Below are 25621 nucleotides of genomic sequence, written 5' to 3' on the forward strand. Positions count from 1 at the left end.
GACGAACCCAATTTCGAAATAGCTATTTTTAAAAATTAGGCTGCTGACTGTTGGTTTTGTAATTGGGCGTTTACTCGATCTGCTGCTAACTTGCAGGCATTATAACTAAACATCACCATCTGGAAATGCAGCTTTGCTTTTTTCCCAGAACGATGACGGACATTATCTAATTGAAAGTATTCTTTTAAATACGCATTTACACGTTCGACAGCTGAGCGTTCTTTATAGAGTTGCTTCCATAAATCCGAACCTCTTGCCGGATACGTATATTTGCGGATATCGGTTTTACACTTGATTTTAAAGACTTTTTGGCACAGTGAATCGTCACGTAATGGACAGGTTCCACATTCCTTTGGGCGTGTGAATTTTAAGCTTTGATATTTCTTGTCGAAGCTATCGTAACAGTAGCTATGTTCGCGCACGCACGTTGGACGGAAATGTTCGTCAAAGCCTAGTAGCTCGGATTCACGCCGTTTCACATAAGGAATCACAGGGTTCATCCCTTGATTTAAGATTTGACGGTAAATAGGCTCATAATCGTACCCCTTGTCTAAAATCACGGTCGTAAACTGATTCGGTAAAACGTCCGCTACCTTTTTCAGTAAAGGAATGGCTGCTTTACTGTCGCTTAAATTAGCAGAAGACATCACACCTGCGACAATGTACTGGCTTTTCGTAGACACGGCTAAATGCGCTTTATAGCCAAACCAAAACGTGTTTTTACCGTCACTATTTTTCTTCACGCCCCACTTCGGTTCGATGGGCATGTCTTGTAAAAGTGTCGCAGTGGGCACGGTGAGTTGTGTTTCCATTTTCTTTTCATAAGTTGACTGATTCGCTTCGATTTCTGCTTGTTCTAACAGCCAGGCTTCGCGCTCTGCTTTTGATTTGCGCCCGCGTTTCTTTGGTGTTTTTTCCTTTTTTTCTGTTGGCTTCGCTGCGTCACGTGCTTCGAAATGTGTGGCATCTTCTGTTAGATGCGCATCGTTTAAAAAGCCTTCTGTGAAAGCGGCTTGAATCACTCGATCATTCATTTGTACGAAGGCATCCGAATCACTAATCACGTTGACCATACGTGAATAAGAGGCTTCAGAAGGAATAAAGTCAGAGAGCAGAAAACCGCAATCTAAACGAAATAGAATGTCATATTTCAACCGTTTGACCAAATCTTTCACAGTTGGAATACGCTCGACAATCCGAATGACAAGTGACTGCACCATCGCACCGTAGTTTAATTCTCGTGGTGCGCCATACATCGTCTTTTTACGAAATAGCTGAAAAATCGGTTGTAAGTCGAATGTGGCTAAAATCGCATCGAAACGACGAGAACTTTCCATTTCCATTAATTCATGGATGTCAAATAGACGCATTTGCTTTACAATAGTCATAGGGCATTCACCTCGTGGATAATTTTGGTTTGGTCACTTAAATTATACCATTTTGGGGAGGTGCTCGTTTTTTATTGTTTTGAAACCCTTGTGAGACAAGGGTTTGGAGTTATGAAATTAACTCCATTATATTTTTTATTTTATTTTCTAGTAAGCTTCTTCATAAGGAATATGTATATTTAGGTGAAGAGAATGGGGTTTTAGTTGAAGTAAAAATTAATAATTATTTACTATTTATCACCACATTTCAAACAAGAATTTATAATCAAACCGATGATGAAATTAGGGTGGCTAAGCCTATCACAAAATTTTATATTAGTTCTGGAATTAACGTACCGAGCGGAATCCAAAATGATGTAATTAGATATGTGACAGTGAAACCAAATAGTAAAATAAATGGAAAAATCCATTTGAAGCTGATTTATCCGAAAAATAGACATTTTGCAACAAGTGTTAGTTATCAAATAAATAGTGAGGGATATACAATTCATATTGCTGATAAAATAAAATAATCAAGTGATGGAACTTTTCAGACACACCTTTCAAAAAGAAAGATCTTGGAGGAAGTGAAACATAAGAAAAGCATCTACCCGATTACAATGTAGATGCCTATTTTTTATTACGTCAAATAAAAATATTAATTACTATTCTTAATAAACGTTGCTACTATAATCTAATAATAGAATAATGCCATTTGCACATCTGAAAATAAAGTTCATTTTTCTATCGTTATTTAAGTTTAATTTAAAAGTTTCCACTGTTGTTGGATATCCTTTTCCTAACAATATCTTTTCGAATATGGCCTTTAAAACGAAATAGCGCTTCCCTTTATTCTTCAAGGAAAGAGCCATTTTCATCAACTTTTATTATTGGTTCATCTTGATTTGGTTGGCGGACTAAACACACAGTATTCCTTTCACTTCTTCATGGCACTCTTTGATTTTTTCCTTTAGCTGCTCGTCTTCCAAGTGCTTCTGAGAAGGGTGTTCCTGTCGTTTTACCCATTTGTAATATCTGCTTCGAGACACGCCTGCAATCTCACATAATTGTTGAATAGAACCATAACACCCGGCCATTTCTTGAATGATCGCGAACTTCTTGTGGGCTGGTACTGCTTCCATTCCCCCTTTCACCTCTTTAAGAGCTTTTTTAGCATCTCTACTTCCGCCTCAAGATGCTTGATTTTCGTTTCAGGATCTTCCAGACGAGTTCTCGGTCTTCCTTTATTTGGTCCTTTCGCTTTACCACATTTTTCCTCCAGACATTGTATTCCTTCCTTTTCATAGCGTTTCACCCATCGATCTACCATGGAATGACTAATCCCTAATTCTTTCACCACCGTTTTGTATCCCATGCCCTCTTTCAAATATAAATCCACAGCTTTCTTTTTAAACTTTGCATCATATGTTTTTCGTATTTTCCCCATAGAAAAATCCCCTCCATAGTAGACAGATTAATTGGCTTTCTTTTTTCTGTCTATTATAAGGGGATCATATCAAAAAAGCTTAGCCTTCTTACAACATCATATCATTTCATGAAACATAGATAGGTTTGTGCCTTATTATTCCATTGTTATTTCCTGAATTTTTCTGGATATAGCCCTTCAGCTAGTGTCTTTAATGCAATTGGAGCACGAATTCCTTCTGCTGCTGCTGAAAGAGGAAGAATAATAAATCGCTTGTTTTTAATAGCAGTAACATCAGCAAGTTCCTTTTTAGAAAGCAATAAATCTTGTTTCTGTTTGACTGTTGTATCTCCATAGTCAATGATGACAATTACATCTGGATTACGGTTTACAACTTCTTCCCAGCTGACGTCGGCCCATCCTTTTTGAATATCATCAAAGATATTTTTAGCGCCTGCTATTTTGATTAAATGAGTTAAATAGTTGTTAGCTGCTGTGAACGGTTTATCAACTCCACTATCATACACAAACACCTTCAGCGGTTTTTCAACTGTTCCAATTTGCTTTGTTATTTCTTCTATGTCTTTTTTCATTTGATTTATCACTTCATTTGCTTTTGCTTCCACTTGAAAAATACGTCCGATATTTTCGATATCTTTGTACACATCTTCTAATGTTGGTGCTACCTTATTTGAAGATTCTTGAATATACCTTTTAATGCCTAACTCTTCGAGCTCTTCAACTGTTCCTAACGTTTTCTCTGTAAAAGCACTTTTCCAACCTGCATACGCAAAATCTGGTTCTTTTGCTAAAAAGACTTCCTTTGATGGGTACTGCTTTGAGAGCACAGGAATTTTTTCATAAGCATCCTTGAACTTTGGTAAAATTTGATCATCCAAGTAAGCTGTTCCAACCATCGAATCTTGCAATCCTAATGCAAGCATAATTTCTGTTGCATGTTGATTTAATGTAATCGCTCGTTTTGGAGGTTCTGTAAACTTAACAGTACGCCCCATGTTATTGATCACTACTTCACTGTATTCACTGTTGTCTTTTTGTTGCTTTTCTTCTTTGGCAACAGATTCATTTGAGCTGTTACAAGCTGCCAACATCATCATTACAAGTAAACAAATACTTAGCCAAAACATGTGGTTGTTTTTCTTTTTCTCCATAATTTTCCTCTTCTTTCCAAATTTATATATGTTTCATTGCCATGTTTAAACGTGTGTTAAAAAAGTGATATAAGGTTTTTTAGTTAAAGGATGAATAATGATTTCTGTTTCTACTCCAAATACCTCTCTGATTCGATCTTTTGTTAGCACGCTTTCTGGTGTGCCAGACATAACAACTTGTCCATTTTGTATTACATATAAATAATCACAATAATTGGATGCAAGGTTTAAATCATGCAATGCCGCTAAAACAGTGACATTAAGTTTTTTTACAAGGTCCATTAATTGAAGTTGATGACGGATGTCAAGGTGGTTTGTCGGTTCATCTAAAATGATAAGTTTCGCCTGCTGAGCAAGCGCCCTTGCGATCAAAACTCGTTGTTTCTCACCCCCTGATAAACTCATAAAACTTCGCTCCTCATATCCTTGCATTCCAACACGCTCCAAAGCTTCGTTGACAATGCGAAGGTCCTCATCTGTATCCGATTGAAATAACCGCTTATGTGGATTACGCCCCATTAAAACGATTTCTTGAACAGAAAAATCAAATGTTAAGGATGTTTCTTGACTAACCACCGCTATTTCTTGAGCTGCTTTTTTAGGTGACAGTTCATATAAATGTTGACCATCTAATCGAACGGCACCAGCATTTGGTTTCAAAATACGTGAGGCGATTTTTAAAAGTGTTGATTTTCCACTGCCATTTGGACCAATTATGCCAACAAACTGTCCATCCTTTATATGAATGGAAATATCCTGAATAATTGATGTTTCCATAATGGTACAGGATACATGTTCAATGGCTAGTTTCATTTACTGTCACCTCCAAATGAATACGTACTGCGACGTAAAAGCCAAATGAAAAAAGGGCCACCAAAAAGCGCTGTCACTACACCAATAGGAAGCTCTTGAGGGGCAAGTACCAAGCGGGCAAATACATCAGACCAAATAACGACAATCATTCCAATTAATATACTCGTAGGAAGCACTCGTTTATGGTCAGATCCGACTAGCAAACGTGAAAGATGTGGAACAACTAAACCAATAAAACCAATTGAACCACTGACTGCTACAACTGTTCCTGTGATAAGCGATGTGATTATGATGAGTCCTTTACGAAGCGTATCGATATTGACTCCAAGTGTTGCTGCAACGTCTTCTCCCATTAATAAAATATTTAAAGAGCGATATTGAAATAATAGATATACTAAGCCAACTATCACCACAACACTTGGAATAGTTAAGTACTCCCATTTAGCTCCAGCTAAACTACCCATAATCCAAAACGTTGCTTCACGAATGCCCGATTCTTTTGGTGCGAGCGTCACAATAAAATTTGTTAAAGCTGACATGATGAAAGAAACAGCAACCCCAGCTAACAGAAGGCGTGTTGTCTGAATTCTTCCTCCAACTTGAGCTAACAAATAAACAGCCACCAACGCTAACATTGCACCGAAAAAAGCTCCAAGCGACAAGGCATACTGACCGAAAAATGGTAGTGCGCCAAATAGAATTACAAGTGTTGCTGCAACAGAGGAACCAGAAGAAATGCCAAGTATGTACGGATCAGCGAGTGAATTACGTACTAATGCTTGAATGACTACTCCTACAACGGAAAGTCCAGCTCCTACAACAGCTCCAAGTAAGACACGAGGTAATCGAATATCCCAAATAATTCGTTCTTGTGCTTTGCTCCAATTTACTTCAATGTGATCACCCAAAAAAGAAAGATGTGATAGAGCAATTTTCCATACTGTGAAGGGAGACATTTTGACCGGACCAAGTGTAACAGCAAATGTAATGGACAATAAAAGCGCACAAAAAAGAAACAAAAAAATCAAACGAAACCCTCGTTTATGGTGGTAATCTGAAAATGGAACTTGTGGAACAATTTTTTCTTTTTTCTTTAAATGATTCTGAAGCAAACGAAGCAAACCTCCCTATCTGTAATCCTCTTAAACATAGAGTACCTTCATACACATAAAAAATCCTCATTCCTATGGATAAGAACAACGAGATCGTACAATACAAAATAAGATAAGAATCATCTTTTCATCTCTCGTACACCCCTCCTTCCCAAATATTATAAATATTTCCCAGCAACATACTCTTACAAAAAGGGGCAAAGCCCCTTTACTTATGACTTTTAAAACCGTTTTCTTTTAGACTCACGCTATACATGTAACAATCACATGGTAAAGTCATTGCTCTTCTGCTGCTTTCTCGAAAACAAATACAAACCGATACATAAAAAACAACAACTCAATGATAATGGATGGTACTTTCATTCGTTTGAGCACATACAATATCTCTGGAAACGGGGTAGTCATCAAGAGGAAAAATAAGCAAGACCATGCCGCGACCGAACGAGAGAGCAAAGACATTGCGATGAAAATTTTCGAACGGTCAATGGAAACATGAAAAGATTTGTCTATCGAAACAAGCAAAGCTGGAAAACTCATCATCAGAAACAATGCCACGACTCCGAGGGCTTTGGCGTACACCTTCCACGAAACACGCGCATAACCGATAATCCAAATGGCAAGCCAAATCGTCATCATTACTTGCGTTTTCCAGTTTCCTGTGATGGCCATCATTAATAACAGAAGCGCAAATATCACTTTTTGTTCGGGGCGTATTGTCCGCAGGCGGTTATCGTAAGCGATGGTGTCAAACTGCCGGATCATTTTGCTTCCTCTTTTCGGTTCGCCCGGCCTTTATAGACGCCGATAATATAGCCAATAATTCCGGCACCGATTGCCGCCTGCACAGAAAACAGCAACGTTTCCACCTCTCCGCCTGGCGGCTCAAATATGGTTTCCATCCAAGGTTGATAATGAGGAGCGAGCTTCTGAATCATTTTTTCCGCCTGGCCATCCGTGCCGCCAAAATCAGAGTGATGAATGAACAATAACGGCGCTACTACCAGTAAAACAGCAATAGCAAGAAGAAAAAGACTTCGCTTCATATTACACTCCCCTCTCTAACTGATTTAGTTCGCCGCTACTGTAAGTGGTTAAGAAATTCCAAACGACGACCGTAAGCAGCCCTTCTGTAATCGCCAGTGGTATTTGCGTGATAGCAAAAATGCCGGCAAATTTGGCAAACGAAGCGAAAACCCCACCTGTCGCATCCGGGAACGCCAGCGCTAATTGCAATGAGGTGACAACATATGTGCCAAATCAGAGAAAAATGCAGCGAAAAAAATCGTCCAGCGTCGCGATATATTCCATTTTTTTCAAAACGATAAATGCCGTAAGCCACAAGCGGGCCGACGACTGCCATGGACATGGCATTTGCCCCTAATGTCGTCAATCCGCCATGTGCCAGCAATAACGCTTGAAACAGCAATACAATGCTTCCCATCACTACCATCGTTCATGGGCCAAACAGCACCGCACCGAGTCCTACCCCCGTTGGATGTGAGCTGTTCCCAGTAACGGATGGAATTTTTAAGGCGGACAGCACAAACGTAAATGCCCCGGACAGCGCAATGAGCAGCTTTAGTTCCGGATGCTCGCGTGTAATCCGAATTAGTAAACGCATACCGATGATCAAAAATGGCAAAAAAACAAGCCACCAAAAAATCGCCCATCCAACAGGCAAAAATCCTTCCATAATATGCATCGCAAATGCCGATGTGCTGCCGGTAAACGTAAAATAGACGACTAAACCGCAAAGGAAAAGGGCGACTTTCCATTTTTTCATGCTTTCGTTCCTCCCGTTGCTTTACATAATTTCGAGATTCCTAGAGGGGTGTTTGATTGTTTTGTCATCATCAATCCTTGCTTCTCTTCATAACGGTACGTTATCGTTTCTTCCAACCATTCCCCATCTCGCAAATGCCTTTGCACAAGCTCCCTTGCTTTTTCCGGCGTCACACCGTTGTACCATACGCCTTCAGGGTAAACGATGACTACACACGCGTCTTGGCAACGGCCATTGCAGCGAGTCCGCGTCGTATGTACAATGCCATCTAACTCCAGCATCGCGATTTCTTCGCGGATGGCAAGCGTTACTTCTTCTCCCCCTTTACGCATGCAGCTGCCTCCATTGCAAATCAGCACATGATGTTTCATTCCGATTAAGTTCCATGTTGTCATGTTGAGTCTCTCCTTTTTTGCAAAATAAAAAGCACCTCTATACGCAGAGGTGCAGAAAAATGCATACAAATATAGCAAAAAAAGTATACCATTCTCCCGCACGTCTACCTATAATCCCGTAGGTATCCGTCCGAACAAATAAGGCAGGTCTCCTGACTTAGGATCATCGCTTTATTGCGCCTTCCCGAAGTTTCCTTCAGTGACATGATGCAACAAAGCTCCCCATCACAGTGGCGGGTACCGTGACGGATTTTCACCGTACTTCCCTTTTAAGCCTATTCTCTAATGAGAAAGGCACCTTATTTGTTTGGCATATAATGTCGATTTTTCAAAGAACATTTCTGTTATTCATAGTAGTACAAATTTTCAAACATCGTCAACCACTTTTTTCAATAAGTCCGTTTTCGCCAATACAATCCCGTCTTGATCAGTGTACACATAGGCGCCTGGCTCCCAACGAACGCCGCCAAATTCGAGCGCAACGTCCCGTTTTCCCTTTCCTTCTTTTTTGCTTTTCACCGGGCAAGTGCCAATCACCATCACCCCAAGCGGCATATTGGCGATTTTTGCGGAATCGCGAATGCATCCGTGAATAATCACCCCGGCAAACCCGCGCTCACAAGCGATCTGGGCAAGACGGTCTCCGAGCAGCGCGCAATTTCGCGAACCTTTTCCGTCTACGACCAATACGGTGCCCGCTGGAACAGTTTCGAGCGCCTCACGAACGAGCACATTATCTTAAAATACATCGACCGTCGCGATCGGTCCGGAAAATTTCGCTTTGCCGCCGTAAGATTGCATCGGCAGCTGGCATACTTGCAATTCACTTAAAAATTCATCGCATAAATCAGCTGTTTTCATCACAATCTCCTCCTTGCCATGTCTTATATTTGACATCCTTTATCAAAACTCCTTCTGCTGGACTCCACGGTATCGTGTGAAACGAAGACCGTGGAGTTCTTTGCTTTCGGCGAAACTTCGCTCAATCGTCGATGGACGTACCGATCGCAACACTTTTCCTCTCATCGATAATCGTTGTTTCCGCATTCGTTCGTAGATATCTTGATGAACGGAAACTCGAAATACACGATCCTTTGCGCCTTTTGCGGCAGGACATCCCACACAACTTCCTTTTACTGCTGGTTTGTACTCATGATATCCAGAACGGGTGGACGTGGAATACGTGAACTTTACACCACAGGGACACGCATACACATCGTCTGTGACTTGCTGGAACTTTACGGAACGACAATCGGGATGTTCCTTTCGATGAAAACGTCGATACGACATATACGCCAAAATCCCTTTTTTCTCTAATTCTCTTGCTAGTCGGGCGTTATAATAGCCAGCGTCTAACACGATTTCTTTAGGAGAATATCCTACTCGCTGTTGAACACGCTCGATTCGCTCCATCAAAATACGATGACCAGGCACGGTGGCGGCAGTCACGTAAGCTAAATCTTGCCCAGCATTTTTCATTGTTGCACCTGCAACAAGTATACCTTCCCCTAATTGCTGTACATCTGTGTTGGACTTTTGTGATGTCTTTGCCATTTTGTCCATATACAAATCCATATCAGCAATTTCAAGACCTAAGGCAGCCATCGAGTCTGTCACTAAATCAGATGCTCTTGCTAAATCCATATCACCCGCGGCAGAAAGTGTAAGCACACCTGGAAGTTCTCCTATCGCCTGTTCTGTATCATATCCCGCTAAAGCTAGATAATTTAACGCTTCGGCTGATTCATATGCCGAGAAGCGTGTACTTGCTCCCGCATCTTTTGCTGCTTGAGATAATTTATTAAAGGCTTCTTCCCCTTCTTCGCCTGTAAGTCCCATTGTTGCCTGAACTTGCTTCATGGCATCTTCATATTCACCGTAAACATTTAAAGAGTCCTTAATAAATTTACCTGATGCGACTGCCCCAGTTCCAATTGCCGCCATGGCAGCCGCAGCTGCTTTTAAACCTGCCACCAATACTTTACCCGCAATTTCACCAGCTGTTTTTAAACCATTCACAATTTTTTCTACTTTTTCTCGATTAAGATTCTTTACTTCTTCTTGTGAGTCCTTCAGTTCACGTTCTAAGTTATTTAACTCAGCATTCGCATTATTTAACTGGGTTTGCCAAGAAAGTGTTCTTCTATCATTTTCTCCAAAGGATTCAGCAGCATTGGCAAGGGCCTTTTCTAGCGTTGATATTTTTTCCTTTTGTGCATCAATTTCTTTATTCAATACTGCATTTCTTGCTGTTATTGCTTTAATAGATTTATCATTTCTATCGAATTCTGATGTCACTAATTTCATTTCTGAGCCTAACACTCTGAAACATTGGTTAATTTCCCGTAGAGATTTCTTAAATTCTCGTTCCCCTTCAACACCAATTTTAAGACCAAAATTGTCTGCCATACTGCCACCTCCTATCCATAACAAGTAAAAAAGCACCTCTTTGATTTGAGGTACTAGTAGAAACTTTATATTTAAATACCATATGGAATAACTTCATCAATTGAAAGTTCATTTTTAGGTTTTGTGAGACCTGTGAATTGTTTGTGGATTTCCCATTGATCAAGTAAATGGCCAATAGGCATTAACCACACTTCTTCTTCAGTCCTTTTTAGTTGCGTGACTCCATAATAAATAAGTCGAGCAAACATTTCTTCATCGTTTACTCGACCACTTCGTTTTTTGTATCGGTTTCCTCCGACTCAATATATCGTTTTGTCCCTTTAAACATTGCTTCCATAATTGCATCTTTAAAAGTTGCCATCTCAGCAGGAGATGTTAACAGTTCCACATCATCTTCCGTTAACAATTCTTTCTTTTCTTCGTTCAATCGATTATGGATATAAATACTTTGATTGGCAAGTAAGGTAATTAACCAGACAATTTCATCTAAAGCCATCTCAAAGTTTTCAGCTTTCATTAACTTTTCACCTAAATCTTCTAAGCCCCCATACCTTTTTGCAATTTCCCCCTATGAGTTATATCAATACGTGCAACATTGCATAAAAATCAAAGACTTTGAGCTCCTAAAGAAAACATTAGAGAATAAACAAAATATCGTTTCCAGCTATATGAAAACCGCCATCAAGACAATCAACAACTACATCAATTACGTCGAGAATACGCTAAAGTACGATTATAATAACGGCATTTTAGAGGGGATTCATAACAAAATCAAAGTGATGAAACGCATTTCTTTCGGTTATCGATCCTTCTATCACTTTAGAAACCGAATATTCATTACCCAAAACTTAGCGAAAATCAAAACAGCTTAGGGGAACCTCGAATTTCCCCTAAGCCATCCGATTACATATTACCAAATAATGTCACTAACATTTATTCACCAACACCATTTGACAAAGAACTTATAATTATTACGACTTTAGTTTTGCTTTTAACTCTTTTATTTTTGTTTCTATAGTTGATATTACTTTTTTAAATTCCTCATCACTCTTACCTGTAGGATCATCCAACCCCCAATCTTCCCTGTGTTTACATGGAAGGTAAGGGCATTCCACATTACACCCCATTGTAATAACAATATCTACTGGAGGTATTTCATCAAGCAACTTTGAATGTTGAGTTTTCTCCATATCTATATCATAAAGCTCTTTCATTAGGCGCACAGCATCCTGGTTAATTTGAGGTTTTGTTTCTGTGCCAGCAGAGTAGCTTTCAAATATATCTCCTGCAAAGTGCTTACCAAGTGCCTCAGCTATTTGGCTTCGACATGAATTATGAACACATATAAATGCGACCTTTAGTTTATTACTCACTAAGCATTACCTCCTTTCTAGCTTTTTTCTGGAAACCAGTGTCTTGTATTATTCGCTATCTTTACTAATATCAACATAACAGGCACTTCTGTTAGAACTCCTACAATGGTAGCAAGTGCAGCTGGGCTTTGTGTTCCAAACAATGCAATCGCAACGGCAACTGCCAGTTCAAAAAAGTTAGAGGCACCAATCATACCAGCAGGCGCTGCTATCTCATGAGGTAGTTTTATAACCTTACTTGCTAGATATGCAATGAAAAAGATTAGGAAAGTCTGAATAATTAATGGTATAGCAATTAAAACAATATGGAGTGGATTATTCAGAATTACATCGCCCTGGAATGAAAAGATTATTATTAATGTTAGCAATAGACCTATGGTAGTGATATTCCCAAACTTCGGTATAAAACTCTTTTCAAAGTAATCGAGTCCTCGCTTTTTTGTGATGTAATTACGGGTAATTATACCACCAGCCAGCGGGATAACAACAAACAATACTACAGATAAAACAAGAGTGTCCCAGGGTATGGTTACACCGCCCACACCTAGAAGAAACGCAACTATGGGCGTGAAAGCTATGAGAATTATAAGATCATTTGTTGCTACTTGCACGACGGTATAAGCCGCATTGCCTTTAGTCAAATAACTCCATACAAATACCATCGCTGTACACGGTGCCGCTCCAAGAAGTATTGCTCCCGCAAGATAGTCTTGTGCCAATTCTGCCGGAATTAGAGATTTAAAAATTACAAAGAAAAACAGCCATGCAATGCCGAACATGGTAAAAGGCTTTATCAGCCAGTTAGTTATCCATGTAACAAAAAGCCCCTTAGGATTTTTGCCTACATTTCTAATACTTTGAAAATCTACTTTTAGCATCATTGGATATATCATAAGCCAGATTAAAATCGCCATAGGTATTGATACATTTGCATATTCAAAACGTCCTAAAAACGCTGGGATTCCAGGTAAAAACTTTCCAATCAATACCCCTGCAAACATACATAAAATAACCCATACGGTTAAGTACTTTTCAAAAAATCCAATTCCACTATTACGTTCCTTACTCATGTAAATCAATCCCCCTTTCTTTCTAAGCTATCAAAAAATGTAATTAAGTTTTGTGGGATTTCATATTTATCATTTGATAAAGGGATTGAACCATGGCCACTATAAACTTCTTTCAAAATTGCGTTGATAATCATGGATTTTGGAGGTTCCGTATACTCTATACCATCCTGCACCCAAACCCTGCAATCCACAGAGTCACCACACAGATCCCCACATTCCTTACAGGAAGATTCCTTAACCTCAAGAGCAATATCCCTGGCATTTACACGAATTGTTGGAGAACTTAAAAATGATCAGTTCTACGTTCTTCCTTTATTTCTTCTAACGCTAAAATATATTTTGTTATAGTTTCAGCAAATTTTCTAAGCTCACTTATCGCCACATTGGGATTTTGATAGACATTTCGTTCTGCCGTTTCCCCAACACGGGCGAGAACTTCCCATTTTTCTTCTAAAAAGCGAAAATTTTGCGACATATACACACCTCACCCATAAGAACATGTATATAGTGCTATTTTATCATAAATTTTACAATATATATCATTTCCAGTCATACATCTATTTAATAGAGTTAAGTCCGTATAATTGTGTAAAAATGGATGGGTTAAAAATACTAGCCAATTTCAAATCCGATCCTTTCAGATGCTTGAGCTTGTAAAATCTGGTTTATTTTAACCGCGAATTTTTTGAATTTCCTTGAAAGAGTTGATGCAAAATTTCTAAATCTAGATTAATCTTGTTTTGGTACTTTCAAATCTTTTCTCCATTAGAGTTTGGCGGTCCAACTTAATTTCAACTGAGTGTTTTTATTTCCTTTTGTACATTTGCTTTTGCTGGCATTGGTATTGAATTATAACTTATTAAACATATATGATAACTTCTTACAATCATCGCATTTATAGAAACCATCCAAAATTTCTTTCAATTAATAAACCCCTCTAACTTATATAAGTATAGGAAGAGCTTCCACGGCAATATTAGAGCAGCTGCAAAATAATTCGCTTGTCTTTCCATTTCAACATAGGAATTATTGACCACTTGCACCAAAATGAGCAAGCTCATCATAATAAAGAAATAGACATTCGAGTTAATTTAAAACCAACAAAAAGCTTAAAACCTCAAATAATGAAATATGATCATATAAACTCGAAAAGTAAGTACGTCTATCCAAACGTGTATTTTCTTTACTATGTAACCACCTGTCCCCATTCGCACATTGTTAGCAAATCGAATGGGAACAGACTCGCAAATTATGTTTCCAGCCTAATCCCACATGTGGCGACAAATATCTTCATAAAGCTTCTTCAGGATTTCTTCTTGATACCCAGCTTTTTTTATTTCCCGCATTTTCTCTTTGATCGGCTGCAATTCTTCGATCGTAACAGTTTCTAGTTTCGCTACTCGGTCATCCGACAACAAAACTTCTGGAGATGACGCTAAGTAATCTTCTAATTGGAAATGCCATAAATGAATATGCTCCTGATTCCGCTCCTTTAATCGCTGCGCCATTTTTAGTCCTTCAGGATCAAAATCTCCAGAATAATATATTTGACAACCTTCTTGGATGATTAAGTCTATTAACATCAGTGACGCTAGTTTAAATTGCCCATTTGTGCAAATCAGCGGCGGGAAAGCGTCAGGAAATAAATCCAACAAAGCGGAAAATACGCCTGAGTTCTCAACGACAAATACGGTCTGCCCCTTAGCAGGATATGCACGCTTTAACTTCAATATTTCCCGCAATGGCACATTGAGTACTGTATTGGTTTTTACAGCAGAAGCAAACACAGAATGAATTCCCTGTTCCGTTTCTGTCAAAATTCCCGCACATGTCACAAAGTTTAAAATATCTTCCCGTAAAATGCCAAATGATTGCAGGAGCTCATTGACTTCCTCGACTGAGGATAAGTCATAGTCTTGATCAGAGTAAAATTGAAGTGCATGAAGAAATACTTTTCCTTGAAACGTATGCAAGTCAAATGCGTGCGGATCTTTTAGCACTTTTTGTGAAAAAATTGAAAGACGTTCATAATCACTTTTTTTCGGCAAATGTTGAAGCGCAGTGCACACATTCTTTAAAACAGTCTCCAAATGTTCCCGATCTTGCGAATAGGCGATATGAATAAAGCGGTTTTGGGGAGCTGATTCAGCTATAAAAGACAGAAGCCTTGCTTGTTCGGGATATTGATGAATAAGGTTTTGAAAAAATTCTTCTTTTTTCTTCCGATCTGTTTCCCTCTTCTCTTGATTGGTTGTAATGTCTTCACCAAAATAATTCTCAAGTAACGTAACGAGCGGTATACCGGCAAAGCGCGTTTTCTCTAATTGTTCGGCAAACATTTTTAATGAAACCGAAGGAGTAGATTCTTGATGAAAATCCTTCCCAAAAAACGCCCCGAGCGCTTCTTTTTCTTCAAAGGAAAAACCGTCTAATTTGACCGTTCCGCCGATTCTCCCGAGTGATTGATATTTCTTTTTCATCAGCAAAAAAAGGCGGTGAAAGCCAGGTTCACCGCGAAAAAACTCAACAGCATCCGCTACTTTTTGTTCCAACATGAACCATCCTTCCTATATGGATGATGTAAAAGTAAATTCTTCGTTCGGATTTGACGCAAGTCGTTTCACCTTTCCGTCCCAATGATAACGAATAACCGTAACGTACGGTGCATTTTTCGGACGAACTAGCTCGCAAATAGAAAGCGATGGTACCGTGTCGTAGTCTCCCCAAAGCGCCTGAGAGTTCATGATATAGTTAAAACCAAGCTCTTCGACTAAAGCAAACATATCACGAATGTTATTTTCATCAACGCCGGCAAACGCTTCATCTAACGAAATAATATATGGAGCATACTCTGCAGCCTCTTGATATCGTGAATATGCCGCGGCAAAAAGAGGAATATACATCGCCATCGCCTTTTCTCCGCCGCTAAATTTATAAAACTTTTGGTTCGTTAATTCCCGCTTTGGTTCATTTGTTTTTTGGTAATAAAGCGTAAACGAGAACCACTTTCGGTAATCGAGCACTTCTTTAATGACTTGGTGAAGCGTATTGCCCTGCCCACTTTCTTCAAGCATTTCTCTCGCTCGGTTGATTTTTGAGCGGAAATGCATTGTAACCCGCTGCAAATCTTCTTCCTTTAGCAGCCGCGAATTCATTCGCAACAATTCGACTAAATCTTTCGTGTCCATTTCTTCTTCGGTTTCCGCGGTCTTCGGCTTCCATTGAATTGAAAACGTCAGACCTGAAGAAGTATCACGTTTTTCCATTAATGCGTTCATATCTTTTACCCAGCGTTCGGCACGCTGTATGCGGCTTCGCAATATTCGCCCGATCGTTTTCAAAATAATATCTTCATACAATTCGCGGTCCTGTTCGTTAATATATTCTTTTTGCAGCAATATATCTTTTTCAATCTCTTTTAATACATAATATGGTGTGACGCGTTGTCCTTTGTAGTCTAGTAAAATGATGATACGTCCTGCTTTTTCCTTCCAATCGTTCGCTTTTAGCTCCGATTCCTCATCTAATGAAAGCTCGACGAACGGATTTTGTTTGTTCCAATCGGCAGGTTCCTGTGTCGGACGATATTCGATTAAATTCGGTTGTTCTTGGAAAAATATTCGGTTTAATCGTTCGGTGACAGAAAGTCGTGTATTCTCTTTTAATACAGAACCATATTTCTTGGAAATGTCTATTGCTTTGTCCAAAAGTGAGCCTGTTTCATTTTCGTCAACAAACACTAGCCCTCGTTCCAATTCTTTGGCAAATAGCTCTTCCCATGCTTGGACAAGAACCTTTGCAAATTCCAGTTTTCTCTCTAAACTGCTTAATTTGTTTTCCATGTTTGAAAGTTGATTCCTTATACCTTCTTGCTTCTTAATTATCTCAGGAATTTCCGTTTTTAAAAACGTTAATCGTTCTCGAATCTGTTGAATCTCTTGGCGAATATGTTCCGCTCCCATTTTCGTTAACATCGATTCGATATGCTCAAGTTCAAGTGATACCCGCTGTTGTTGATCGAGAAGAACATTGATTTCGCCTTTCGCTTCGTCTATTTCGTTTTGTAATGTTTCAAGCTGATCATTTAGATTTTTGATCATTTCATCGGTGTGCACAATGTTTCCATGAGTAATTTGTACGTCATTTAACTCTTTTAAATATGATTTCATATAAGACAAAGCATCTTCGTACCCTTTTTTTGAAAACTTAAGGTCCAGTCCTTCTGTCTTGTTGCGCAAAGTATTTTTCACTTGCTGCCATTTTCGAGCAATTTGACCTAATTTTTCATTTTTCTTTTCTGTTTCTTTTTCTTTGCTCTCTACTTTGAGTTTCGTTTCCTTCCACTGGTCATAGGCATATTTGACATTTTGGTCAGTTGGAAACGATTGAAACCCTTCCGTAATATGGCGAATTCGTTCATCCACTGCCGCGAGCTGCTCTCGTTTTTCTCTTAGTTGAGTGTTTAAAAGCTGTAATTCTTCCTCAAATTGCTGAATTTTCTCAAGACGCAGCCGTTTCCGTGCGGCTCTTCCAATATACTTTGCCTTTTCCCTTTCAGGGGCATGTCCTTTTAAAAGTCCTAGTGAATATTGTCCGGATTCGTTTATGACAAAATATTCGTTACCTTGCTGTTCGTCCGATACGATTATACTGCGCAATACCGCTTCGATTCGTTCCTTAGTAACACCTGAGTCATTCTCTACATCAGGTTTTAAATAATCCTCTAGCGTGTGTGCCATCATTGCCGGGTTTGGCATGATTACTCGATCATATTGGATATCTAAATCCGCTTCCACAATTAAAGCGTCGAGCAATCCAGCATGATTTAATGTAGATTCGATCCGTTCCCTCAACTCTTCGGACACGTGCTCTTGAAACTCCACCGCCGCATATAACGGAACAAAAGGTATTCCTTTTTCTTTTAGCGACGCCCTTGTTTGCACCGTTTGCATGTCTCGTTCTGGTTCAGGATCTTTTTGTTCCTTCCAATAGCGTAATTTTTCTTCCGTTTCACGAATTTCATTTTCTATCAATTTCATTTCATGCTGTTTTTTAATTTTTTCCGCTTTCCACGATTCTAAAGATTGATAATATTGATTCGTAAACGGTTGTTTCACCTCTTCGAAATGATAGCGCTCATAAAGCTCGTTCAACCTTTGTAAAAATACTTGAAATGCTTCGTCATCCACCTTTATATCCGGATACATTTTGCTCCATTCAAACACGCTTTCCTGCAAACGGGATTTTTCGTCTTCAACCAGTTCATACCATTTTTTCTCTTCATTTTTTAGTTGATCTAATTCCCTATTTAATTCGCCGAGCTCTTTATACGTTTCTTCATAACGTAATTGAATTTCATCATGTTCTTTCCAAAGTCCGTTAATTTGCTCCAGTCGATCAAAATGTGCATTAGCTTCCCGTTTCCATACGGTAAAATCAAATTCATATTCTCGGTTCCGCTGAAAATCTTCTTCGTTGATTGTATGCTCGGAAAAAGAGCTTTCTAACGCATCGTTCCGCATCATTTCTAACTGTTCTGTTAGCTTTTTCAACAACTGTTCGAAACGTTCTTCATACATGTTTAAGTTTTGTTCAATTTTCCGTTCTTGCTCTCGTTTTTCATCTATAAATCTTTCTTTCTTTTTGAGCTCTTTGTTTACATTCTGCAGTTTTTCCGCTGTTTCATTACGCTTTTCTTCTGCCTGAAACACTTCATGATTGGATAAATCAAGTTCCCGTTTACGCAGCACTTCTTGTTCAATCGATAATTGTTGAGTCTCTTCTTTCAATGTCGCAAGTGTTTCCTCATATTCACGATGTTGTGCGACAAACTGTTTCTTTTCTTCAGCTAACTTTTTAAAGCTTTTTTCCGATTTTACATATTCATTCGCTTTCTCAGCCAACATATACTCATTGTAAGTCGAATAATGCTGGCAAAGATGCTTTAGAGCCTTCTCGTCTTTTTCAAGCTGTTCTAATTGTTGTTTTGCTTGATCCATGTTTTCTATCGTTTCTGACAAGTGTCGCAGCTCTTCATCTGTAAGTGCTGGCAGCGAGCTTTCTAATATTTCGTAGATCACAGTTGGCTTAAAATCTTTTGAAAGCTTCGGACTGCGTAATTGAATGAGTAATTCAATCAATTCGTGGAACGCATCAAGCGACTCAAATCGAAAAATATATTTATTCACTAACTCCATATATTCACGTTGCGAATCAACAACCGTACCGCCTTCACCAATAACAGTGATCAACTCCCGTTTCGTTAAAGGAATTTTTTGCGTCTTCCCGTCTGTCTTTTCTTCTTTATATAAACGCAAGTCTTTGCCGATGCGCCGATTGTCAAAAACGACAAATCCCCAAAAATCCATATTTTTCTGCCGTTTTGCCCGTAAGCCGATACCCGTTGTGATATATTGTTCAGAGTTTTTTCGCTTATATTCTAAAAATAAATAGCCTGTTCGTTCGTCCCTGTCGACGAGTTCTTTTTCCCCAAGCAAGTAATCTTCCATTCTTCTAGCTCGGGAACCGAACGGATCGAGGCGATCAGGACTCTTTTTTCCATCAAGCAGAACCGGAAGAAAACTTTGCATCGTCACCGATTTGCCGGAGCCGTTGCTTCCACGCAATAGAAGTTTTCCGTCTGCGAAATGAAAAAATTCTTCATCATAATACCAAAAATTTAACACTCCCGCTCGATATAACTCCCATTTACTCGTCATCTTCATTCGTTCCTTTCATTAGAAAATCATCAGGATATGTTCCGACTAATCGACCTAAAAGGGGGTAGAGAATAATCATCCCAGTCTCCGCTTCACGTTCTGCCATTTTCCACTCCTTTAATGCACTCAATACTTCATCAGAAAGCTGAGAGATTGTCATGTCGCGGTATGTTTTACTCCATCCTTCGGAAAATTCGTCACGGCATTTTTTTAACAGACCTAAAAAATCATTTGGTGTTAAGCGGATTTGTCCATATTCATCAGGCATGTGAACATCAAGATGCTGGCGAATAATTTTGGAAAAATGAAGAATAATCTCCGAAGTACCTTTTTGATCTGGAAACAGCGTATAGCGGCTTTGACGTTCCGGTAAAGTTAAAAGTGCCGCATTTTTAAAAAGTTCATAGTGATAATCAGTATGTTTTTCAATATCTTCCCGCAAGCGATGGCGAAAGTTTCTTAAATAATAAAAGTCAGGATCGTCTTTTTGTCTTCGATAAATGGCTGGCGATAAAAATAGTTGCCGATATATCCGATGGCGGCGATAGTCTTGCGGGGACGCTTTCCATTCTTCTTCTAAAATCTCCTCTATCGTTTCATATTGAAACAAGTCTTTCGGATATGATCTCATAAAATAGCGGGATACAACGGGGACTTCATAGAGTGCTTCATGGTCTTCTTTATTTGCAAACCCTTCAAGATCCCCATCGACGCGTTTTACGATACCAATTTGCTCCGACGTCCTCAGCACCCGAATGAGCGACTTCCGATGTTGATAATTCGTCCAATCGATAGGCAGTTCCCCGGGATACATCACTTGAATCTCTTCACATAAATCGGACAGAAGAAATTTCTCATCGACGGCTTTGCTCTCTAAATATGCTAATAAGCAGCAAAACAGGGCATAATCTAATATATCTTGAAAATCTTGAATACCCATCCACGATTCTGGCTCAGCCGGGATTTTCTCCAGCTTTGCAAAATAGCGGTGAATGATTAGCCGATATCCAAACTTTTCTTGCAAGTAACGTTTCAATACTTTTTCACGTTCTCTAATCTTTTGATAAAGCTCTGGTTCCTCTTCCCGGACAATCCAGAAGTTTTCAAACAGGGCTGTCATGGCTTCTTTCGCTTTTTCATCAAACCCTTGCTCCGTCTTTTCCAATGTTACATCTCTCCCTTTTCGAGGACATAAAGTTCATAATTCGGCATCGTAAGTGTACCGTCAGAGGCTTTCAATTGAATCGAGGAAGAATCCTTTTGCAAGATTTTCACTTTCCACCCGTTTTCCGTTTTTACGACTCCGTCTTGTTTTGTCATTGATTTTACTATCCAGCTTAACAATGTTTTTCGAATGTGCGGTTCGATCACCGGCAACTCTCGTAATACGATTTTATTGTCTTGAATGAGGTTCTCTAACTCTTCTTTCTCACGTTTTTTCTCCAGCAAAAATTTCTCCTTCATCTCCTGTTTCTCTTTTTCATGTGTTTCGATCGCTTCCGGCTTTTTCTTTTCACGGTAATGGCGAACGCGAGGCTTTACCGTCCATTCTGTCGGCTCTTCTTCCCAAATATCGCGATAAAAGTTTTCTGTTGCATCGTTCTCTGTTATGAGATGCTTTGTATGGAAACAGCCGAAAACAACAGAGGATAGTCGGTGGGCATCTACTAAACTCGGAAGCTCGGAAAACCACTTTGCTAAATGGAGAAAATCTTTCTTGCGGCTGCGGAAATTGTGATGACGTTCCCCCAGCCTTTGCACGACCCGAGTCATGCGGCGAATGGCTTCATTCGTTTGGTGCTGAAGAAAATACAATTCACTTTCACGTCCTTCTCTGCCTAAAAACCATTCTTTTAGACCTCTCCACTTTTCGAATAAATCTTCTTCAAGTTGTTCTTTCGTCACTTCCATTTCTTCTAATCGAGGAATCGTCATTTGATAATCAGCAACAATTGCGACTAGTTTGTGAACATCATCTTCTGCGATATCTTCCAACAACTTTTCAATTTTTAACGATGTTTTCTGTAAGGCAACGATGAAATCGCGTAAATATGTCGTAAATTTTTCTTTATATACAAGAAAGGCTTCCGACATCATTCGTTCTTCCGTGTTCTCACTGTTAAGGTAAGCGATGTAATCCGCAGAATTTTGAATGATTTTTTTGAAATAATCGAATGTTTCTTCCCAAATTTGATTAATCTCTTCTCGTTTTTCTTGAAAATCGTTTTGTATAATATTTTCTATTCGAACGAGTGAAGAGTATAAACGGTCAAAACGAGTTTTTTCTAAAGATCCTCCGAATGAATCCCCTAGCTTCTCTAACGTGCGGATCATCCTCTCAATTTCAACCGTGTAAGGACTGCATTGATAACGAAACCGTTTCTTTTTAAATTCTTCGATTGTGCGAATATTCACCGTCTCTTGCCGAGCAATTAAGTTTTTCCATTTGACAAGCTGATCTAAATCCTGCTGGAGATCGTCTTCCGTATAGTTCTGAAACTCCTTATGTTCTTTTAAAAATGCAAATACTTCTTCAGGAAACAAATATTGCCGCATTCGTTCATGCTGCATATAAAAATATCGTAAAATCGCCCGATAGCGATAAGCATTGTCCGTTGCCAAATACTTTGCCTCAGAAATCGGCTTCAGCCATGAAGAATCCATTAAGCATCACCTTATAAATTATGTTTTTATTTCTATTGTAATAGATTTGCAGAGAGATTGAGACAAGATTTTGATGGGGATTTTTTTGCTGTTTTGATTTTTTGGGTATATTTCGTTTTTACGATCTGTTTTGTAAGCGTTCGCCAACCATCTCATCCTGTTTGTATGTGCCTCTTTTGTTTTTTTAAATCCTTTCAACACTTTTAATGCTTGTAAATCGGTGTTCCTGCCGTTTTCCGAAATACTCCCGGCAAGCGGTGATTCACGCGGTTCTATCTCCATTGAGAAAACCAGTCCATCATCGGGTCATAGCTGTATTCTTCCATCATAAACCTTTCAAGCCCTTCCTACACCGGCTCATTTCGTCTGATGCACATAGTGACGTTTGTTTACCAAGGGCACTCATGATCGATGTACTCCAACACCTGTTGAAGCAGTTCCCCGAAGGTTTCTTGAATCATCGAAAATAATTCCATTTCGATCTCTTTTAATGTTTGCCCACCTCTCTTTTCTCCTTGTGTTTGGTTTGTGCACTTATCACAATACAGGAGGAGAGTCCTTTTTGCATTTATTTTGCCTTTCCCCCTACCATTTAAGAGAAACTCCTGCTTCTAACGGAAGGATCTTATCTTTCTCCAACAAACATTTTACTCATACAGAGCGAAAATGCATATGAATGCTAATTTAATAAATGTACAATTTTGATTCTCGCATGAATACTGAACTTGAGGGAAAAGAGGATGCATGCGAAATGAACAATCACAAAAGAGATGAAGAGACCAAAACACTTTTTCTTCTTTTGCTCTTCCTCTTTGGCCACAGTGATCATTTTGCGTGTCTCCATGGATTCCTTTAGAAACCGCGTGAGAAGTTCATCCCTTTCCTTTATGTATTTCTGTTGTTGATCTAACCTCATCATGAGTACTTTAGCAGATCGTTTTGTTTGGCACCATCACTTTTGTATATTATCGTTATAACGATCTAATTCCCGTTTTGTCTTCATTTCGCAAACTGCTACGTTTGATTGTCGAACACATGCCATTACTGCTTCTGCCGCTTGTTTCTGGCGTCATATCGCTGCTCTGTTTTATCTCCATAAAACGCTTCAAGAGAATATAATGTCTTTTCTAAATAGCCTCGCTCCCACCCGCGTCTTGCTTGGAGAATGAGAGCATACTTTCTTAAAGCAGATTCCTTCATTCTTAATTAGGTACACACGTCTCTCGATTCAATCAATATTAGTCCTTCGTCTATATCACTAGTCAAAACACCGATACATTCTGTTATTACACTGTTATATAATCATTCTATTGCTGTTTCGGCATACCCTGCAAGCGACAAAATGATGGGAATGTATAGCGAAAAAATATTGAAGCTTTAACAAACTTTAAGATCATGACGTGATACAATCATGAGTGTAACGGTATAAAACAAAGGGAAAGGGAGAAGAAGATGGAATCAGATGCAGTAAAACGTGAACGATTACGTTTAAAAAAAGCTAAACTAGACGAATGTATCCCAATAAGATCACATTAGCTAATGAATGGATTGAGAATGAGCAAACGCAAATGAAACGACTGATCGTTCAAGGGGCCATTTTCACTTGTGAACTCGGGGAAAATATCGGCACAGAGCAAAACGGAGAACGACCGGTGCTTGTCCTTTCTAATAACAGAATTAACCGTACATCCGGTAATGTTAAGATAGCTCCGCTGACTACAAAGTTAAAAACCAAAACTATAACAGATCGGAAAGGAAAAACAAAGGTATCGCCAAAACTTGCGACACATTATTTTCTCAAAAAGGAAGTCTATCCGTTTTTAACGCAGACTTCTGCCGTAAAGGTGGAAGAATTAACGACAGTTAACAAAGTAAGGCTAAAGCAACATATCGGCAATATAAACAAGGATGATTTAAATAAGATTATGAACCGTGTAAAATGGGTATTTATCTGTAACGTATTGACAGTGTATTGATCATGTATTGACATTTCCCAAGATTTTTCTATACTTAGAATACAAAATAAGTTGTCTGTCTCGTCACAGACCATTTCACACGTGAAAAAAACGTGGATTCGTTTGTGTTTTCAACGGAGAGGAGCCCTAAATGGTTTCTCTCATTGCATAATATCAACAATAAACTCATAACTTAATGATAAGTTGCCTGCCGCGTCGCAGGCCATTTCACCCCGTCAGCGGGGGATTCATGGTTATTGCCCCAGTACTTAGGTGCTGGGGGTTAATGTATTTATTGGAGAAGATTTCTTGCGAAGAAAATTTACATAAAGGTCTGCAATGTTGAATAATTTCGTATCAAAGCAGCTGAATGACTTGTGTAATTCAACATAATTAATGTACGTGTTCACTTACAAGGGGTAGAAAAGAGCATCCGTTGATTTTGCTGCCAGCTGCCTAATAAATAGAAAAAGGTATTTTTGCCCAGCAGATCAACGAACAAGAACAATACAAAGGGCAATAAGTTAAAATTTCTTTGTTATATACAAGAAAGACTTCTAACATCAATTCGTTTTTCCGTGTTCTTTCCTGTTAAGGTAAGCGATATCATCCGCACAATTTGAAATCATCGAACGTTTACTCTCAAATTTGATTCATCACTTCCAGTTTTTGTTCATAATCAGTTTTTCAAATATTTCTATTCAAACGATTAAAGAATAGAAGCCGTCAATACACATCTTCTAAAGCCCCTCCAAGTGAATCTCCTGCTTCTCAACGTGTGAAGCATCTGTTCAATTTCTTTATACCTTCCTATGGTATAATGAAGTAAGTTTTTTGATCATGAAAGGAGACGAAATGAATTTTGCAGACAAACCATGATTTATTTTCCATAGAAGATGTCGAGCAATTTATTAATAGTCATCATTTGGCATTTTTATATATATCCAAAACAAATTGCAGTGTTTGTCATGCTTTGCTGCCAAAGGTGGAAAAAGTGCTGGCTGAGTTTCCAAAGATTCAAATGGGCTTTATCAACGTCGATGATATTCCGAGCATAGCCGGTCACTTATCCATATTTACCGCACCTGTTTTAATTTTGTATGTCGATGGAAAAGAGGTTTTGCGAGAAGAGAGGTTTGTTCATGTTGAACAATTTAAGGAGAAAGTGAAGAAAATTTATTTTTTAGCGGAACAATCGTAACTTGTTTGCGTGGTGATAGGCACCTTTTGGCTGAGATGTTTCACAGAGGCGGAATGCTAACTAATGTATTCCATGAGCGGAGTCTTCTACACATAGGGGCTGTCTAATAAGTCGATTTTCCGGCTTATAGACGCCCCTTTAATATTTTAGAAACGTTGATAT

23 protein-coding genes, 5 pseudogenes and 1 riboswitch are annotated in these 25621 nt (G+C 38.9%); of the genes and pseudogenes, 4 read left to right on the forward strand and 24 right to left on the reverse strand.

Annotated features, from left to right (window positions below; all coding sequences use genetic code 11):
- Window positions 1-35: 35 nt before the first annotated feature.
- Entirely contained in the window at window positions 36-1388 is a 1353-nt protein-coding gene (locus tag UtA1_RS00545; RefSeq protein ID WP_096549708.1) for a transposase, read from the reverse strand.
- A 287-nt stretch (window positions 1389-1675) separates the two neighbouring features.
- On the opposite strand from UtA1_RS00545, the gene UtA1_RS00550 reads away from it, so the two are divergent.
- Window positions 1676-1900: a hypothetical protein gene (locus UtA1_RS00550; protein ID WP_096549709.1), complete on the forward strand. Its 225-nt coding sequence runs from the start codon at window positions 1676-1678 to the stop codon at window positions 1898-1900.
- A gap of 384 nt (window positions 1901-2284) precedes the next feature.
- Here the strand turns inward: UtA1_RS00550 and UtA1_RS00555 are convergent, their stop codons facing one another.
- From UtA1_RS00555 to UtA1_RS00610, 13 genes and pseudogenes are all read right to left on the reverse strand, one after another.
- On the reverse strand, window positions 2285-2509 hold the full coding sequence (locus UtA1_RS00555; protein ID WP_232019879.1) for a helix-turn-helix domain-containing protein: 225 nt from the start codon (window positions 2507-2509) through the stop codon (window positions 2285-2287).
- Between the two features lie 8 nt (window positions 2510-2517).
- Complete coding sequence (locus tag UtA1_RS00560; protein WP_096549711.1) at window positions 2518-2814, reverse strand: transposase; 297 nt, start codon at window positions 2812-2814, stop codon at window positions 2518-2520.
- A 146-nt stretch (window positions 2815-2960) separates the two neighbouring features.
- Window positions 2961-3965: an ABC transporter substrate-binding protein gene (locus UtA1_RS00565; protein WP_232019880.1), complete on the reverse strand. Its 1005-nt coding sequence runs from the start codon at window positions 3963-3965 to the stop codon at window positions 2961-2963.
- Between the two features lie 45 nt (window positions 3966-4010).
- Window positions 4011-4778, reverse strand: a complete 768-nt coding sequence (locus UtA1_RS00570) for a heme ABC transporter ATP-binding protein (RefSeq protein WP_096549712.1) — start codon at window positions 4776-4778, stop codon at window positions 4011-4013.
- Complete coding sequence (locus tag UtA1_RS00575; protein ID WP_408647333.1) at window positions 4775-5857, reverse strand: FecCD family ABC transporter permease; 1083 nt, start codon at window positions 5855-5857, stop codon at window positions 4775-4777. The genes UtA1_RS00570 and UtA1_RS00575 overlap by 4 nt, the downstream gene beginning before the upstream one ends.
- 309 nt (window positions 5858-6166) lie before the next feature.
- Window positions 6167-6652, reverse strand: a complete 486-nt coding sequence (locus UtA1_RS00580; protein WP_232019881.1) for a CbiQ family ECF transporter T component — start codon at window positions 6650-6652, stop codon at window positions 6167-6169.
- Window positions 6649-6933 (reverse strand): energy-coupling factor ABC transporter substrate-binding protein, encoded by a 285-nt coding sequence (locus UtA1_RS00585; protein WP_015863803.1) that lies wholly within the window; start codon window positions 6931-6933, stop codon window positions 6649-6651. The genes UtA1_RS00580 and UtA1_RS00585 overlap by 4 nt, the downstream gene beginning before the upstream one ends.
- Window position 6934: 1 nt before the next feature.
- Entirely contained in the window at window positions 6935-7123 is a 189-nt protein-coding gene (locus tag UtA1_RS17545; protein WP_232019882.1) for an energy-coupling factor ABC transporter permease, read from the reverse strand.
- Between the two features lie 58 nt (window positions 7124-7181).
- A pseudogene (locus UtA1_RS17550) lies at window positions 7182-7673 on the reverse strand (energy-coupling factor ABC transporter permease); the annotation flags it as partial.
- Entirely contained in the window at window positions 7670-8068 is a 399-nt protein-coding gene (locus UtA1_RS00595; RefSeq protein WP_096549713.1) for a (2Fe-2S) ferredoxin domain-containing protein, read from the reverse strand. The gene UtA1_RS00595 and the pseudogene UtA1_RS17550, both read right to left, overlap by 4 nt.
- A gap of 125 nt (window positions 8069-8193) precedes the next feature.
- A riboswitch (cobalamin riboswitch) is annotated at window positions 8194-8385 on the reverse strand.
- A 49-nt stretch (window positions 8386-8434) separates the two neighbouring features.
- Window positions 8435-8929, reverse strand: a pseudogene (gene rraA, locus UtA1_RS00600) (ribonuclease E activity regulator RraA).
- 54 nt (window positions 8930-8983) lie between these two features.
- Window positions 8984-10477: pseudogene (locus UtA1_RS00605) on the reverse strand (phage tail tape measure protein); the annotation flags it as partial.
- Between the two features lie 259 nt (window positions 10478-10736).
- Window positions 10737-10994 (reverse strand): hypothetical protein, encoded by a 258-nt coding sequence (locus UtA1_RS00610; RefSeq protein ID WP_445684098.1) that lies wholly within the window; start codon window positions 10992-10994, stop codon window positions 10737-10739.
- Between the two features lie 70 nt (window positions 10995-11064).
- Between UtA1_RS00610 and UtA1_RS00615 the strand changes: the two genes are divergently transcribed.
- Window positions 11065-11349: a transposase gene (locus UtA1_RS00615; RefSeq protein WP_172597794.1), complete on the forward strand. Its 285-nt coding sequence runs from the start codon at window positions 11065-11067 to the stop codon at window positions 11347-11349.
- A 99-nt stretch (window positions 11350-11448) separates the two neighbouring features.
- Here the strand turns inward: UtA1_RS00615 and UtA1_RS00620 are convergent, their stop codons facing one another.
- The 10 genes and pseudogenes from UtA1_RS00620 to UtA1_RS00665 all read right to left on the reverse strand — a co-directional run bounded on the left by UtA1_RS00620 (window position 11449) and on the right by UtA1_RS00665 (window position 22585).
- Window positions 11449-11850: an arsenate reductase ArsC gene (locus tag UtA1_RS00620; protein ID WP_014097261.1), complete on the reverse strand. Its 402-nt coding sequence runs from the start codon at window positions 11848-11850 to the stop codon at window positions 11449-11451.
- 17 nt (window positions 11851-11867) lie between these two features.
- Window positions 11868-12920: an ACR3 family arsenite efflux transporter gene (arsB, locus tag UtA1_RS00625; protein ID WP_061857590.1), complete on the reverse strand. Its 1053-nt coding sequence runs from the start codon at window positions 12918-12920 to the stop codon at window positions 11868-11870.
- Between the two features lie 5 nt (window positions 12921-12925).
- Entirely contained in the window at window positions 12926-13192 is a 267-nt protein-coding gene (locus UtA1_RS00630) for a DUF2703 domain-containing protein (RefSeq protein ID WP_331855312.1), read from the reverse strand.
- A 20-nt stretch (window positions 13193-13212) separates the two neighbouring features.
- A pseudogene (locus UtA1_RS00635) lies at window positions 13213-13395 on the reverse strand (hypothetical protein); the annotation flags it as partial.
- A 445-nt stretch (window positions 13396-13840) separates the two neighbouring features.
- The gene (locus UtA1_RS17885) at window positions 13841-13984 is read right to left on the reverse strand and encodes an ImmA/IrrE family metallo-endopeptidase (protein WP_331854851.1); all 144 of its coding nucleotides are present in this window, start codon (window positions 13982-13984) and stop codon (window positions 13841-13843) included.
- Between the two features lie 198 nt (window positions 13985-14182).
- The gene (locus tag UtA1_RS00645; protein WP_096549715.1) at window positions 14183-15475 is read right to left on the reverse strand and encodes a TIGR02679 family protein; all 1293 of its coding nucleotides are present in this window, start codon (window positions 15473-15475) and stop codon (window positions 14183-14185) included.
- Between the two features lie 12 nt (window positions 15476-15487).
- Window positions 15488-19639: a TIGR02680 family protein gene (locus UtA1_RS00650; protein ID WP_096549716.1), complete on the reverse strand. Its 4152-nt coding sequence runs from the start codon at window positions 19637-19639 to the stop codon at window positions 15488-15490.
- Window positions 19629-20759, reverse strand: a complete 1131-nt coding sequence (locus UtA1_RS00655) for a TIGR02678 family protein (protein WP_096552343.1) — start codon at window positions 20757-20759, stop codon at window positions 19629-19631. The genes UtA1_RS00650 and UtA1_RS00655 overlap by 11 nt, the downstream gene beginning before the upstream one ends.
- 47 nt (window positions 20760-20806) lie before the next feature.
- The gene (locus UtA1_RS00660) at window positions 20807-22303 is read right to left on the reverse strand and encodes a TIGR02677 family protein (RefSeq protein WP_096549717.1); all 1497 of its coding nucleotides are present in this window, start codon (window positions 22301-22303) and stop codon (window positions 20807-20809) included.
- An 18-nt stretch (window positions 22304-22321) separates the two neighbouring features.
- On the reverse strand, window positions 22322-22585 hold the full coding sequence (locus UtA1_RS00665) for a hypothetical protein (protein WP_096549718.1): 264 nt from the start codon (window positions 22583-22585) through the stop codon (window positions 22322-22324).
- A gap of 1170 nt (window positions 22586-23755) precedes the next feature.
- Here UtA1_RS00665 and UtA1_RS00675 point away from each other — a divergent pair.
- Both UtA1_RS00675 and UtA1_RS00685 read left to right on the forward strand, forming a co-directional pair.
- A pseudogene (locus UtA1_RS00675) lies at window positions 23756-24279 on the forward strand (type II toxin-antitoxin system PemK/MazF family toxin).
- Between the two features lie 841 nt (window positions 24280-25120).
- Window positions 25121-25459, forward strand: a complete 339-nt coding sequence (locus UtA1_RS00685; protein WP_096549720.1) for a thioredoxin family protein — start codon at window positions 25121-25123, stop codon at window positions 25457-25459.
- Window positions 25460-25621 lie beyond the last annotated feature (162 nt).

This window comes from Ureibacillus thermosphaericus, from assembly GCF_002370195.2.
Lineage (GTDB): Bacteria > Bacillota > Bacilli > Bacillales_A > Planococcaceae > Ureibacillus > Ureibacillus thermosphaericus.